Annotated in this window: 11 protein-coding genes; 5 read left to right on the top strand and 6 right to left on the bottom strand. The window is 58.5% G+C overall.

The window, feature by feature from the left end; genetic code table 11:
* Positions 1-284 precede the first annotated feature (284 nt).
* Complete coding sequence (locus BN1936_RS09050) at positions 285-2,009, top strand: ABC transporter ATP-binding protein (RefSeq protein WP_082164555.1); 1,725 nt, start codon at positions 285-287, stop codon at positions 2,007-2,009.
* Between the two features lies 1 nt (position 2,010).
* Positions 2,011-3,804 carry an ABC transporter ATP-binding protein gene (locus BN1936_RS09045; protein ID WP_049687212.1) on the top strand — a complete coding sequence of 598 codons (1,794 nt, stop codon included), beginning with the start codon at positions 2,011-2,013 and terminating at the stop codon, positions 3,802-3,804.
* 9 nt (positions 3,805-3,813) lie between these two features.
* On the opposite strand, the gene BN1936_RS09040 is transcribed toward BN1936_RS09045, so the two are convergent.
* A complete protein-coding gene (locus tag BN1936_RS09040; RefSeq protein ID WP_022443547.1) occupies positions 3,814-4,149 on the bottom strand; it encodes an RnfH family protein in 336 nt (111 codons plus the stop codon).
* Positions 4,150-4,238: 89 nt separating this feature from the next.
* On the opposite strand from BN1936_RS09040, the gene smpB reads away from it, so the two are divergent.
* Complete coding sequence (gene smpB, locus BN1936_RS09035; RefSeq protein ID WP_174703607.1) at positions 4,239-4,703, top strand: SsrA-binding protein SmpB; 465 nt, start codon at positions 4,239-4,241, stop codon at positions 4,701-4,703.
* A gap of 81 nt (positions 4,704-4,784) precedes the next feature.
* On the opposite strand, the gene BN1936_RS09030 is transcribed toward smpB, so the two are convergent.
* Complete coding sequence (locus tag BN1936_RS09030) at positions 4,785-5,987, bottom strand: hypothetical protein (protein ID WP_022443549.1); 1,203 nt, start codon at positions 5,985-5,987, stop codon at positions 4,785-4,787.
* 161 nt (positions 5,988-6,148) lie between these two features.
* On the opposite strand from BN1936_RS09030, the gene dinB reads away from it, so the two are divergent.
* Positions 6,149-7,219 carry a DNA polymerase IV gene (dinB, locus tag BN1936_RS09025; protein ID WP_049687211.1) on the top strand — a complete coding sequence of 357 codons (1,071 nt, stop codon included), beginning with the start codon at positions 6,149-6,151 and terminating at the stop codon, positions 7,217-7,219.
* A gap of 3 nt (positions 7,220-7,222) precedes the next feature.
* Here the strand turns inward: dinB and BN1936_RS09020 are convergent, their stop codons facing one another.
* From BN1936_RS09020 to BN1936_RS09005, 4 genes are read right to left on the bottom strand one after another with little or no spacing between them, the layout of a single operon-like run.
* A complete protein-coding gene (locus tag BN1936_RS09020) occupies positions 7,223-8,146 on the bottom strand; it encodes an alpha/beta hydrolase (protein ID WP_082164552.1) in 924 nt (307 codons plus the stop codon).
* Between the two features lie 26 nt (positions 8,147-8,172).
* Positions 8,173-8,979 (bottom strand): BPSS1780 family membrane protein, encoded by an 807-nt coding sequence (locus BN1936_RS09015; RefSeq protein WP_049687209.1) that lies wholly within the window; start codon positions 8,977-8,979, stop codon positions 8,173-8,175.
* A 4-nt stretch (positions 8,980-8,983) separates the two neighbouring features.
* On the bottom strand, positions 8,984-9,967 hold the full coding sequence (locus BN1936_RS09010; protein WP_022443593.1) for a homoserine kinase: 984 nt from the start codon (positions 9,965-9,967) through the stop codon (positions 8,984-8,986).
* A gap of 24 nt (positions 9,968-9,991) precedes the next feature.
* Entirely contained in the window at positions 9,992-10,384 is a 393-nt protein-coding gene (locus BN1936_RS09005; protein ID WP_053101853.1) for a hypothetical protein, read from the bottom strand.
* A gap of 224 nt (positions 10,385-10,608) precedes the next feature.
* Between BN1936_RS09005 and polA the strand changes: the two genes are divergently transcribed.
* A complete protein-coding gene (gene polA / locus BN1936_RS09000) occupies positions 10,609-13,422 on the top strand; it encodes a DNA polymerase I (RefSeq protein WP_049687208.1) in 2,814 nt (937 codons plus the stop codon).
* The last annotated feature ends 131 nt before the right edge of the window (positions 13,423-13,553 follow it).

Genomic DNA, 13,553 nt, shown 5'->3' with positions numbered 1-13,553 from the left:
GTTTGTTTTTGCCTGAATAGATTATTAAATAAATATCCACCATGGAAAATACCCCTGTATTCCTGCGAGAGACTTAATGCTGCATCCCCGCCCGGAAGGGGCTGGCCGGGCAAAACGACGGAAAGAAGCGGAGAATGGTTTCAATGACAGCGGAAAAAGCCCCGGGTTTTAAATGAGGAGTCTTTTTCGCGGCGGATCCTTACAAACGTAAATAAGAATCGTTAACATAAAGGCTTTTGTATTCCGGGCATTTCCCGGTTCCCCTAACCGCGCGTATTCAGACCATGTGGCCGTATTTCAGAAAGTATCGGGTTTTTGCCTTCTTAGCCGTGCTCTTTATGGCGGCTGAAGTAGCGGCGGACCTCCTGCTGCCCTCTCTTATGCAGACCCTCGTCGATAAGGGGGTTCTCGGACTGACGGACGGAGGCCGGGGGAGCGCCCGGGATATTCTGCTTCTCGGGTTCACCATGATCGCCATTGTGGCGGGAGGCGCTGTCTGCGGGTCGCTGAACAGCGTATTCGTGAACCTCACGTCACAGAACATCGGGAACGATGTGAGAAAGAAGGTGTTCCGGCGGATTATGCGGTTTTCCTTTCCTCAGCTTGATTCCTTCGGGAGCGGCACCCTGATTACCCGCATGACAAACGATGTCTCTCAGGTGCAATCGCTCGTTTCCCAGCTGATCCGGGGCGGCGTCCGCACCACGCTGATGATTGCGGGAAGCATCTACTTCATGCATCGGCTGAACCCGGAATTCGGGCTGATAGTTCTCGCGGCGGTCCCCGTGATGGCGTTCTGCGCCGCAGGGTGTGTCGCCTGGGTAAAACCGCTTTTTCCGAAGCTTCAGTCGAGGCTTGATCAGCTGAATGAAATCCTGCAGGAAGATATTTCCGGAATTCGCGTGATCAAGGCTTTTGGCCGCGAGCTTTATGAGCGGATCCGCTTCGGCAGAGCCAATAACCGCCTGATCCGGATGCAGCTGAAGATTCTGCTCGCCTTTTCGTTCCTGAGCCCAGCGATGAATCTCCTGATGAGTCTCGTGGTGGTGGCGCTGCTCTACCGGGGCTCTGTTCTGACGGGGTCGGGCGCGGCGACACCGGGTGAAATCATGGCGGGTATCACGTACACCGGGCGGCTTCTCGTTTCCATTCTGATTCTCGTGATGCTTTCTCAGATGATCGCTCGGGGATTTGCTTCCTGGCGGCGTCTGAAGGAAGTACTGACCGTAACGCCGGGTTTCCGCTACGGTGACGCGGAGACAGGCCCCGGTCCTCAGGGTGAAGTGGAATTCCGGGGTGTCACTTTCGGGTACCCGAGACTCGCGTCTCCCATTTTTTCTGATGTCTCGCTGCGGATCCGGAGCGGGGAAACTGTTGCTGTCATGGGGGCGACGGGGTGCGGAAAAACCGCGCTGGTGGGGCTGATTCCCCGTTTTTATGACCCGGACGCCGGAACCGTCCTGATTGACGGGCTGGATGTCAGATCTTATAGCCGTGAGGCGCTTCTCAGGAAAGTCTCCTTCGCGCTTCAGAAGAGTGAGCTTTTCAGCGCCACGGTGAGAGAAAACATTGCCTGGGGGAAGCCTGACGCGACGGATGAGGAAATCCGCGCGGCAGCCGTGGCCGCGCAGGCGGATGAATTTATTGCGAAGCTGCCGGAAGGTTACGATACGCTGCTTACTGAGGGCGGTACCAGCCTCTCAGGAGGTCAGAGGCAGAGGATCGCGCTGGCCCGGGCGATTCTTAAGCCAGCGGAAATCCTCATTCTGGATGACGCAACAAGCGCTCTCGACACCAAAACCGAGGCCGCGTTTTTCAGCGCCCTGTCTAGGTTTGCCCCGGGTGTTACGAAGATCGTTGTCGCGCAGCGGATTTCCTCCGCTCGCCGGGCCGACCGGATCATCGTGCTTGAGAAGGGACGGATAGCCGGAGTCGGAACTCACGATGAGCTTCTTCAGAACTGCGCCGCGTATCAGGAAATCGCGGCCTCTCAGTCGGGGAGGGCGTGAGATGGAAAAGAAGAATTCGGGCGGCTCGCGCCGGGGTTCCTGGTTCGCTGAGCATGAGAAAGCGGAGCACGGCCGTGAATCCCTGATCCGGCTTCTGAAGTTCTTTGGCCACGAGAAGATGCTGCTCACCGTGATTCTCGCGGTGGTGCTGATGGGAACCGCCTGCGCGCTGATCATCCCGGCGCTTCAGAGTCATGCGGTCGATATCATCGCGGGGGAGGGAGAGGGGAGTCTCCTCAGGATTCTCGCGCTCTTTGCCGGACTCTCTGTCTTCTACAGCATTCTGCAGACCATGCAGGGGTGGTTCTGCGCGAAGCTGGGGCAGCGTCTCATCAAGCGTCTGAGGCGGGATCTCTTCAGTCAGACGATCACGCTGCTGATCGCCTTTATTGACCGTCATTCCCACGGCGACCTGATGAGCCGGATGACAAATGACATCGATAATATTTCGTCCACCGTCTCGATGTCGCTTCCGACCTTTATTTCCGGGATCCTCATGATTACCGGAACGGCGGCCGTGATGCTCTGGTTCTGCTGGCAGCTCGCGCTTCTCAGCATCGTAAGCGTACTGCTGACGGTGCTCTCAACCAGCCTTCTCTCCAAACCGGTCCGCCGGAACTCGAGAAGCCGGCAGAAGGAGCTCGGAACCCTGAATGGCACCGTGGAAGAAACGGTCGCGGGATTCCGTACGGTCTCGGCCTACGGGCGGGAGGCTTCCGTTGTCCGGTCGTTTGAAGAGACGTCTGAACGTCTGACAAAGGCCGGGGTCCGGACTGAAACCCTGAGCGGAATCTTCGGCCCGGTGATGAACGCGATCGGGAATATCAGCTTTGTCATCGTGGCGGCTTTCGGCGGATGGCTCGCGTTCAAGGGCATCATCACCGTGGGCGTGATTGCCGCGTTTCTTATGTACGTGAGGCAGTTCAGCCGCCCGGTGAATGAGCTCTCCATGGTGTATGGACAGCTTCAGACCGCGGTGGCCGGCGCGGAGCGCGTTTTCTATATTCTTGATCAGAAGCCCGAGCCGAAGGACGGCGCGGAAGCGCCCGTCATCTCAGGCTCAGAAGTTGAGTTCCGGCATGTGAACTTCTCCTACGAACCCGGGCACCCCGTGATTCATGATCTCAGCCTCACCGTGCCGGCCGGAAAGAAGGTCGCTCTTGTCGGCGCGACGGGAAGCGGAAAGACGACGCTCTCTAACCTTCTTCTCCGGTTCTATGAGCCGGACAGCGGTTCAATCCTGGTCGGAGGTCACGATATCCGCGGGTATTCGCATCAGAGCCTGAGGCAGCGGATTGCCGTTGTGCTGCAGGATACCGTGCTTTTTTCGGATACGGTCCGCAATAACCTTTCCTACGGGAAACGTGACGCGACGGATGAGGAGCTGATGCGGGCATCCGAGATGAGTCACTGCGATGATCTGATCCGGGCGCTTCCCGGCGGGCTCGATGCCAGAATCGGCCGCGACGGCGTGACACTCAGCGCGGGTGAGCGGCAGCTGCTTGCTATCGCCCGGGCGTTTGTCGCGAATCCGGATATCCTGATTCTGGATGAGGCTACATCGAGCGTGGATACCCGGACTGAAAAATCGATTCAGCGCGCGATGCAGCGCGTGATGGAGCGCCGCACGAGTATTGTGATCGCGCATCGCCTTTCAACGATTGAGGACGCGGATCTTGTGGTCGTCATGGATTCAGGGCGAATCGCCGAGTCCGGGACGCATGAGGAGCTGCTCACGCGGCGGGGCCGCTACGCGGAGCTCTATGAGGCGCAGTTCGCCGGAAAGGAAATCTAGGCCCCTGCTTCAGGCGAGGCGGTGCTTTCCGCCGTGACGCCCCTGGGCAAAAGCCGCCCGGTGTCCCGCGCGGGCAGCCCGGAGCCGTCGGGCGTCATTCGGGTCAATGGTGAGAGGGAGCGTGATTTCAACGCGGTCACCGTCTGAAAGACGGGCTGAAGGATCCGCGCGGCGTCCCCAGAGCGACAGCGCGGCCTCTTCCGGCATCTGAAGCCCAAACTTCCTGGCTCCTTCCTGGGCAGCCTCCATCGCGGTTGATCCGGATGGAACCGCGATGCTGTACTCGCGTCCCGCACCATCCTTATCAATCCCGCAGACGCGGATCTGAATCAGCTCTTCCGTCATCCCTTCACCTCCGGACGTATCACGCCATACATTGCTAAAATGATCCGTCATTCTACGTGTTTTTTTACATAATCCTTCGGGTAAAAGCTGTGCCATCTGACAATCCACATATCGTCAACCGAAAAGCGCATTTCAACTATGCGATTGAAGAAAAGTTTGAATGCGGTCTGGTTCTGAAAGGCTGGGAAGTGAAGAGCGTCCGCGCGGGCCGCGTGCAGATCGGCGACAGCCACGTCTATGAGTATGGCGGCGAGCTGTGGCTGAGCAACGCCCATATGAACCCGACGGATGAAATCTCAACGCATGAGCGCGCGAATCCCACCCGTACGCGCAAAGTGCTGATGCATCGCCGCGAAATCATGCGCCTGATCGGCCGCGTGGAGCGGCAGGGCTATTCGCTGATTCCGCTTGATCTTCATTTCAGCCGGGGCCGCGTGAAGATGACCCTCGCGCTCGCGAAGGGTAAGCGGGAATTCGAGAAGCGCGCTGATGAGTCGAAGAAGCAGTGGGAACGCGATCGTCAGCGTCTCATGAAGACCCGGACGAGAGGCTGAGCCTGAATCAGGATAAAAAACGGGAGGCCGACATCAAGTCGCCTCCCGAAATTTTTGCCTGAAAATCGTTTTTCCGGACTCTCAGTTCAGTGTCGGCGGGACACCGGGTTCAGGAGCCACTTCGATCGGACTGTTCTTTTCCCCCTCGACGAATTCGCGGAGGAACACGTTCCGGAGTTTTCCCTTCAGAAGCGCCGGAACCCGATCGTGGCGGAAATGTTCCTCTTCCGGAACCCACTTCCAGTAGTTCACCACGGGGCTGTTCATCCCTTCAGGCTTCATGATGGCGCGTGATGGGCTTCCGCGGCGGCGGACCGAAAGATCCTCCGGGAAATGCGTGAAGAGATGCACGATCACCGGGAAGACCCGCTTCCAGGCGTCTTTCAGATCCTCGTTCACGGAGGCCTTTTCCTTTTCGCTCATCGGGGGTTCAGTGGCCGGATCCTGAGCCATGAATTCCGTGGAACTCTCGATGATGTATTCGAGTGACGCGTGCACGGTGAGCGGGATCGCGTAGTCGTAGTACGAGTTCTTCGTCACAAAGCCGAGGTTAAGCGACATGCCGCCCGCGATGTTCTGTCCCCGGAAGATAAAGCAGCCGAGACACCGCTCTCCATGGAGTTCGAAATCGAGTCCCGAGAATGAAAGCCAGAAAGCAAGCGTGTGGAGGTTATTGAGGAGAGCCTTGGGGATGAAGCCCGTAAGCCCCTCTCCGTCCCGCACGATCTGACGGAAGACTTCAGGAGGATACGCGATCACGTCCTTATAGACTTCCCAGCTGCCGGCCGCGAGCCGCGACTGAATGCTCGACACCACCTGTTCGAAATTTTCGCCGCTCACGGGGTCCTGCCACTCTTCCTCTTCGCCTTCTTCCGAGAAACCGGTTTCCGGATCGAAATCTTCCGCTGCTTCCTCTTCCTGTCCCTCAAGGCCGCTATCTTCCTGCACCTCCACGGTGCCGGTTTCGGGATGATCCTCAGGGTCTGATGAGAGCGGGGGAAGCAGTCCGCGCAGCTGCGGAATCACGATTCCCTGCATGTAGAAGTCGCCCGGAATCAGAATGTCTTCAGGCCAGCTCGCTTTCGAGATGTGCTTCAGGCTCCTCTGCGAGCGGTACATCCCGGCAAGCTCATCATCGAACCCAGGGAAACTTCCCTGAAGCTGCCAGAGAAAGTGCTCGGGCGGCAGGATGTCAGCGATCCGTTCGCCATAAAGAGGAAAGTCGGCAGTCCCCTTCATTTCATCATCAATATGAAGTTTGGCCGATGGTTTTTCTGAAGACATGCGAGAATTATCCGGACTCCTGCCGGGAGACAGCTAGTGTGTGATGCGGCGAGCCCCTTGAAAAGGGCTGAAAAGACACCGCGTTGCAGCCCGGGGCAAGGTCACTCATGATACCTTAAAGGAGTCTGCTGAGCAGGACGGCAGTTGTATTCTTTTTCCATATGGCTTACAGAAGAATTCTCCACGTCGACATGGACGCGTTCTATGCGTCTGTCGAGCAGCGCGACCACCCGGAGCTCCGGGGCCGTCCGATAGCGGTCGGAAGAGGAGAAGGGCGGGGCGTGGTTGCGACCGCGAGTTATGAAGCCAGGCGTTACGGCGTTCACTCCGCTATGCCGTCCTACCGCGCGAAGGCGCTGTGCCCGAATCTCATCTTCATCCACCCGAATATGCAGCGCTATAAGGAAGTGTCGGGCGCAATCCAGGCTATTTTCCGCCGCTACACGCCTCTGGTGCAGCCTATTTCGATCGATGAAGCGTTTCTGGATATCACGGAGAGCCCGATTCCGTTTGCGAGCGGCACGGAAGCGGCGCTCAGAATCAAGCGTGAAATCCGAGAGGAACTCTCGCTTGTCGCGTCGATCGGCGTTTCCTTTAATAAATTTCTCGCGAAAATCGCGAGTGACTGGAAGAAGCCTGACGGACTCTTTGAGGTGAAGCCGGAAGACGCTCTGCGCTTTATTGATCAGCTTCCGATTGAGTCCTTCTGGGGAATCGGGCCTGCTACTGCAAAGAAAATGCATGGCCTTGGGATTTCAACCGGAGAGGAGCTGCGGCGGCAGCCGCTTTCGGAACTGGTGCGGCTTTTCGGCTCTGCCGGGGAAATCTATTACAGCTTTGCGCGCGGAATTGATCCCCGGCCGGTGAACCCGAACCGTGACCGGAAGTCAGTCGGCGCTGAAACAACGCTTGAATGGAACGCAGGTAGCGCGGAAGACGTGCTTCGGGAGCTGCTGCCCGTGGAGATGAGCCTCATGAAGCGGCTCGCCCGCAACCGGTTCCTCGGTGACACGCTGACACTGAAACTGAAGTTCGCGGATTTCCGTCAGATTACCCGATCGAAAATGGCGGGGCACCCGATACAGGATCCCCGTGAGGTGAGGCGGCTTTCTGAGGAGCTGCTTTCGGATGTCCCGATTCCCGCGTCGGGGGTCAGACTCGTTGGTTTATCGGTGTCTCGGAGCGAAGGCGTACGTGACACGCCTTCGCAGCCGGAGCTTTTTTCAGAGTAGGTCTTAGGGAGTCAGGAGTCGCTGCCGCAGAAAGAACGCGGCGTCCTGAAGCGCCTCTTTCGCGGCGTGGCTCCCGATCTTTTCAAGGAATCCGTGCGCGGCGTCCTGGATACTGCACCAGATGACAGGAACGCGAGCGGCGTCGAGCCTCTGCGCGAAAAGCCTTCCTTCGTCGTGACGGATATCGTGCTCCGCGGTGATGATCATCGTGGGAGGCAGTCCCGCGAGTGACCGGGCAGCCATTGGGGACACCCGGGGATCGTCACGTCTCACGCCTTTCTGCGCGTACGAGGCAAACCAGTCAGAAAGCGATTTCGTTACCGGTCCGCCCTCGGGAAAAAACCGGCGGGATGCGAGAGACTCCGCTTCCGGCCGCTGATCAAGCGACGGATAGAAGAGAAGGAGAGCCGCCGGGCGCTGGGGAGTGTTAGCGACGGCAACCGCGGTCGACGCGGCAAGAGACGCTCCGGCGCTGTCACCCGAAAGAGCCAGTTTTCCGGGGTCAATGCCGTAGTCAGATGCGTGAGACTCAACAAAACGGAAAATCGCGAGCGCATCATCCGCCGCAGCTGGCATCGGGAACTCAGGTCCCAGCCGGTAGTCCGCGGAAATCACGGTGAGCCCTGAGGCAGCCGCGAGACTCCGGACCGCGGCGTCATGCGTGTCAACAGAACCGATCACCCAGCCGCCGCCATGAAAGAAAAGCACCGCGCCTCCCGGAACCGGGGCTCCCATCGGGCGGTAAAGCCGTCCCCGGAAGGTGCCGGTTTCGGTTGGGATCTCGATATCGCGGACCGTTTCCACTTCTGCCCGTCTGAGTGTCGCGGCGGCCAGCTTCTCGTATGCCGCCCGGGCTTCAGGCGGCGTCATGGATGTAAAGGACGCGGGGGAGGATTTCCTCCCCGTACCCTGGTTGACAGACGCCATGGATGATCTCCAGAAGATTGCCGGAATCAGACCCGCCTGGGCATCTCATAGTCAGGCGCGGTGTCGCTGTGAGACACCTCACTGAAGACAGAGCGCCACATCGGGTAGTAGGTACCGTAAAAAATTGCCGTTCCGAGGAGTGTGACCGGGAGGAGAACAAAGATCGCGATGGATCCGGCTCCCATGACACCGAGCAGCACCGAGGCGCAGCCGATCATCACGGAGAAAGTGAAGAAGGCAAGGAAGAGCGCTGTGATCACGGCCGCGAGATTGGTGAGGCAGCCGGTGAACGAATAAAAAAGCGCCTTTCCGATCGTCATATTCTTCAGATAGATGAGGAGCGGCGTGAACCACATTGCCATCATGCACGGAATGTAGAAAGCCGTGGAGGCGATGATGGCCCCGTACGGAATATGCTGAAGCGCGGAGCTCCAGACCACGCGGTCATCTTTCGTGATCTGCCACTGCGCGATTTCATCCGCGCCGAGGAACTGCCAGATCGCGGCTGCCGTGACAAGAACGATCGAGTAAAGAATGCCGGCCCGGACGAGACGCAGGCGCGTATCCGGTTTGGCGAAGGATTCGGCGAGCGGCCGCGTGCTCGGAATTTTCCCCGAGAGCGTGTCGCGGCCCGCCCCGGCAATCATGATGGTGCCGAACGGCCAGAAGAACCCCGCGAACACAATGCCTACGATTGGGATCAGGCCGAGGAGCCCCATGATGCCAGCGTAGGCGATGACAACAGCAGTGAAGGACAGGGGCTGCAGCCTGACAGTTTTCAGACTGTCGCGGAACCAGCCCGTGCCGAGTCGGATTTGTTCAAATAGTCTCATGGGCTCAGTCGGTCGAGGCTTCAGGCCAGTACAGATCACAGACCTGGCGGTTCACGAGAATACGGCGGAACTCTTCCGGGTCGTGAGGCTTCAGAAGCGCGGCGTCCCGCGGTTCATAGAAGTCAGAAAGACGGCTCACCCAGAAGCGGAATGCCGCGGCGCAAAGCACCCCGCGCCACATCTGCTTTTCGAGTCCCGAGAGGGGACGCACGAAAGCGTATGCGTCGAGAAACGCCTTTTCGCGTTCCGGAATGAATTCCCCGGTCTTCATATCGGTGCACCAGTCGTTCATCGTGACCGCGAGGTCATAAATGAAGGGGACACAGCCCGCGAAGAAGAAATCGAAAACCCCGGTTACCCGTTCGTGCCCGGTACCGATATCGGAGACTTTCGCGTTATTGCGGAAGAGATCTGAGTGGCAGGCTCCGGCGGGAAGCGCTTTCCAGGCCTCTCCTCCCTGAAGGGCGATCTGGGCCTGAAGCTCGTGGGCGAGACCGCTTCGGATGTCGGCCGGCACAATGGGAAGAATTCTCGGAATGGTTTCTATCCACCAGGCGAGACCCCGGGGGTTCTCCTGCCAGAGCTTGAAGTCCTGAACCGCGAGATGCATGCGGGCAAGCGTTTCGCCCATTGAGGCACAGGTCGGAGCCGTGACTTCCCGGCCGTCTTCTCCCGGCAGGCGGTTCGTGAGAATAGCGGGCTTTCCGTCATAGTGATCGAAAAGGTCGCCGTTCTTCGTCCGGAGAGGGCGCGCGACCGCGCAGCCTTTTTCTCCAAGGTGCTCCATCAGCGAGAGATAAAAGGGGAGCGTCTTATCCGTGAGCTTCTCGAAGATCGTCAGCACCCAGCGGCCGGTGTCCGTATCGACGAAGTAATTCGTGTTTTCGATACCGGAGGCGATCGGCGTGATCGAGCGGAAAGCGCCGGCCGGCCAGCGCGAAATAAAGTCTTTCGCGGAGATTTCAGGAACGGTAGTAAATACAGCCATGATGTCTGTCCGTGAAAGAGGCGGCTACCAGCCGAAATGAATCTGACGGGTCGTACCGGTGGTGCTCTTCGGATTGCCGCCCGGCGTGTCGTCAGCGGGACGTTCCGAACGGTTCTCAATCGTATACGGGATATGAGTGGAACCCGGCGTCACGATGTACTCGACCACGCGGTTATTCTGATCACGTACCTGCTGAATGGTAGTGTTTTTGGCAGGGGGCTCAGGAGCCTTGCCAGCCTCGTGCTCAGCGCGGGCCTTTTCCATATCGGCTTTCGTCGGAAGCAGAGGGTTAGCGTCCTCGGGATTCGCGGCTTTGGCCGCGGCATCCGCGGAGGGGGCGGGAGTGGCCGGAGCCGCGATCGCTGGAAGAGCGATAGCGGCGGATGCGATAACCGCAAGGGCAAATTGTTTAAGCATGAAATCCCTCCTTGGGGTTTGAAATGCACCGGGGGCCCAATGGGGAACTCGGCTGTTCGTGCGCCGCATAGTGCGCGGCTTTTAGGATTATTGTGCCATGCTCCACGGGGTATGACAGAGCCGGATGACCTTTTTCGTGGCGAGGCAATGCAGAAAACGGGAAACCCGTTTAGAGTTGTTCCCGGACGCCATCTTCAGGGAGTCCCGTTTCACAGGAACAGACCATGTCACAGACGCTGCTATTAATAGACGGATCGAATTACCTTTTCCGGGCGTTTCACGCGCTGCCCGATCTCAGAACCAGTGCCGGAGAGCCGACAGGGGCTATCAAGGGTTTCGTCTCAATGCTGGGAGCCGTGCGGGCGATCGTGAAACCGGATTTCGGCGTCTGTGTTTTTGACGCGAAGGGGAAGACGTTCCGATCCGATATCTTTCCGGAATACAAAGCCAACCGCCCGCCGATGCCGGATGATCTCGCGAGCCAGATCCGCCCGATTCAGGAGTTTGTCGTGGCGATGGGCTGGAAGCTCATCGTTCAGGAGGGCGTTGAGGCGGATGACGTGATCGGAACTCTCGCCACCCGGGCGAAGGCCTGCGGCATCAAGAGCTTTATCGCGACCGGCGACAAGGATCTCAATCAGCTCGTTGAGGATGGCGAAATCGTGACGATCAATACGATGAGCCACGAGGTGCTCGATGAAGCGGGTGTCACCGCGAAATTCGGCGTTCCTCCCTCCCGGATCATTGATTACCTCGCGCTCATGGGAGACAAGGTCGATAACGTTCCCGGAATCAATAAGTGCGGCCCGAAGACCGCGGCGAAGTGGATCTCTGAGTACGGGAGTCTTGACGGTGTCCGCGAGCACGCCTCTGAAGTGAAGGGGAAGATCGGCGAATACCTGCGGGAGGGGCTCCCGTTCCTCGAGAAGGCTCGGGATCTCGTCACCATCCGGACCGCGGTCGAAATTCCGGAAGTGAAGACAGAGGCGGATCTCGTGATCCGGGATCCGGATGAGGAGACGCTTGAGGCGCTCTACCGCCGCTGGGAAATGAAGACAGGCGGAAGCCGAGCGAAGAAGCAGCTCGCGCGGGCAGTGAAGAAGCCGGGCGAAGAGGGACCGCAGCCTGGCGCTCAGATGGATCTCTTCGCGGCGCTTCCCCCGAAGGTGGATTCGGATCTGATGCCGCTCACACCGACGTCCGCAGAGGATCCGGTCGCCTATAAGCTGATCGTGGATCAGCCGACACTCGGCGAAGCGCTTGAAGCGCTCTCTGCCGCGGAGAATTCGGTGATTCCTGCGGGGCTGCAGATTTTTACGGACAGCACGGAGCCGCTCCGAGCCCGTCTGACGGGTCTCGCGATCAGCGCGGGCCCCGCGGGGAGCTGGTACGTGCCGCTGACAGGCGAGTCCGGAATTCGGACTCCTGAGCAGCAGGCGGTGATTGAGGGGCTGAAGCCCTGGCTTGAGGGAAAGGCGAGGAAAGTCGCGCACAGCGCCAAATTTATGCTTCACGTGATGGCGAATGAAGGGATCCGTCTTCTCGCCCCCGGAGCCGGCCGGCTCGATGACACGAGGCTTGAGGATTATGTGCTTGAATCGCATAACCGCCATGAGCTTGAGCGTCTGAGCCTTCGCTGGCTGCACCGCGATATTCCGGGAACCGAAGAGGTGTTTGGAAAAGGCGCGTCGAAAAAGGCGACTCACGAAGTGGAACCCGAAAAGGCAGCCCGGTGCGGCGTCGAGCAGGCGGCCGCGATCCGTGGGCTTCACGCCCGCTTCACAATGAAGCTTGCGGAAGACCCGGGGCAGAAGCTTACGAGTATTTATGAAGAGATCGAGCTTCCGACCGAGCGTGTACTCTTCCGTATGGAGCGGACCGGAACGCTGATCGACACAGAGCTGCTCCACCGTCAGAGCGAGGCGCTGGGTGAAGAGATCGAGAAGCTTGAAGAGAAAGCCTGGAGCGAGGCGGGAGAAAAATTTAATCTCGGGTCGCCTAAGCAGCTCTCTCACATCCTTTTCGAGAAGCTTGCGATTCCGGCTGGTAAGAAAACCGCCTCCGGCGGATATTCAACGGGAGAGGATGTTCTTTCCGAACTTGCGCTCACTTATCCGCTTCCGAAGACGATTCTTGAGTACCGAGCTCTCAGCAAACTGAAGAGCACCTATACCGATAAGCTCCCGAAGATGGTGTTCGAGGGAGACGGCCGGGTGCACACCACGTTCGGACAGGCTACGGCGGTAACCGGACGGCTGGCGTCTTCGGACCCGAATCTGCAGAACATTCCGGTCCGGACTGAGGAAGGGCGCAAGGTGCGTGAGGCTTTCATCGCTCCGAAGGGCTGCAAAATCATTTCTGCCGACTATTCCCAGATCGAGCTTCGGATCATGGCGCATATTTCCGAAGATCCGGGACTGATTTCGGCTTTCCGGCACGGGATGGATGTGCACCGCGCCACAGCTTCAGAAGTTTTCGGTGTCGCGCCGGACGCTGTTACGCCGGATCAGCGCCGGATGGCGAAAGTCATCAACTTCGGCCTGATCTATGGGATGAGCGCGTTTGGTCTTGCGCAGAATCTCGGTGTCAGCCGGGGCGAGGCCGCGGGCTATATCGATCAGTACTTCACGCGTTACCCGAAAGTTCGTGAGTATATGGAAAAAACCCGGAAGCTCGCCCATGAACGCGGATACGTGGAAACGGCTTTCGGGCGTCGCCTCTGGCTTCCGGATATCACGAGCTCACGCGCCGCGGTCCGGGCCGGCGCGGAACGTCAGGCCATTAACGCTCCGATGCAGGGGACGGCCGCTGATCTCATCAAGATGGCTATGGTGGCGGTTGAGAAGTGGCTCGAAACCTCCGGTCTTAAGAGCCGCATGGTGCTGCAGGTGCATGATGAACTCGTCCTCGAAGTGCCGGAGGATGAGGTGGAGACCGTGAAAGAGAAACTTCCCGAAATTATGGACGGAGTTGCAACACTTCGTGTCCCTCTCATTGCGTCGGTCGGCGTAGGTGAGAATTGGGAGGCGGCTCATTAGACCGGATAGATCCGGAGAAAGGAGTCCTTCGGGGCTCCTTTTTTATTAACGCTATGAATAAATTGAATAAAGGGATATATAAGACTTTAATCCCAAAACCTAACTGTGATAGCTATATAGGGTAGAAAGTA

The sequence above is a fragment of the Dakarella massiliensis genome (assembly GCF_001182045.1).
In the GTDB taxonomy this organism is placed as follows: domain Bacteria; phylum Pseudomonadota; class Gammaproteobacteria; order Burkholderiales; family Burkholderiaceae_F; genus Mesosutterella; species Mesosutterella massiliensis.
This window is presented reverse-complemented; position numbering and strand designations above follow the sequence as displayed.

What these genes read in the sequence shown, in the direction of transcription:
- BN1936_RS09050 (WP_082164555.1), top strand. Translation starts at nt 285, where the DNA reads ATGTGGCCGTATTTCAGAAAGTATCGGGTTTTTGCCTTCTTAGCCGTG.
- BN1936_RS09045 (WP_049687212.1), top strand. Translation starts at nt 2,011, where the DNA reads ATGGAAAAGAAGAATTCGGGCGGCTCGCGCCGGGGTTCCTGGTTCGCT.
- BN1936_RS09040 (WP_022443547.1), bottom strand. Translation starts at nt 4,149, where the DNA reads ATGACGGAAGAGCTGATTCAGATCCGCGTCTGCGGGATTGATAAGGAT.
- BN1936_RS09030 (WP_022443549.1), bottom strand. Translation starts at nt 5,987, where the DNA reads ATGTCTTCAGAAAAACCATCGGCCAAACTTCATATTGATGATGAAATG.
- dinB (WP_049687211.1), top strand. Translation starts at nt 6,149, where the DNA reads ATGGCTTACAGAAGAATTCTCCACGTCGACATGGACGCGTTCTATGCG.
- BN1936_RS09020 (WP_082164552.1), bottom strand. Translation starts at nt 8,146, where the DNA reads ATGGCGTCTGTCAACCAGGGTACGGGGAGGAAATCCTCCCCCGCGTCC.
- BN1936_RS09015 (WP_049687209.1), bottom strand. Translation starts at nt 8,979, where the DNA reads ATGAGACTATTTGAACAAATCCGACTCGGCACGGGCTGGTTCCGCGAC.
- BN1936_RS09010 (WP_022443593.1), bottom strand. Translation starts at nt 9,967, where the DNA reads ATGGCTGTATTTACTACCGTTCCTGAAATCTCCGCGAAAGACTTTATT.
- BN1936_RS09005 (WP_053101853.1), bottom strand. Translation starts at nt 10,384, where the DNA reads ATGCTTAAACAATTTGCCCTTGCGGTTATCGCATCCGCCGCTATCGCT.
- polA (WP_049687208.1), top strand. Translation starts at nt 10,609, where the DNA reads ATGTCACAGACGCTGCTATTAATAGACGGATCGAATTACCTTTTCCGG.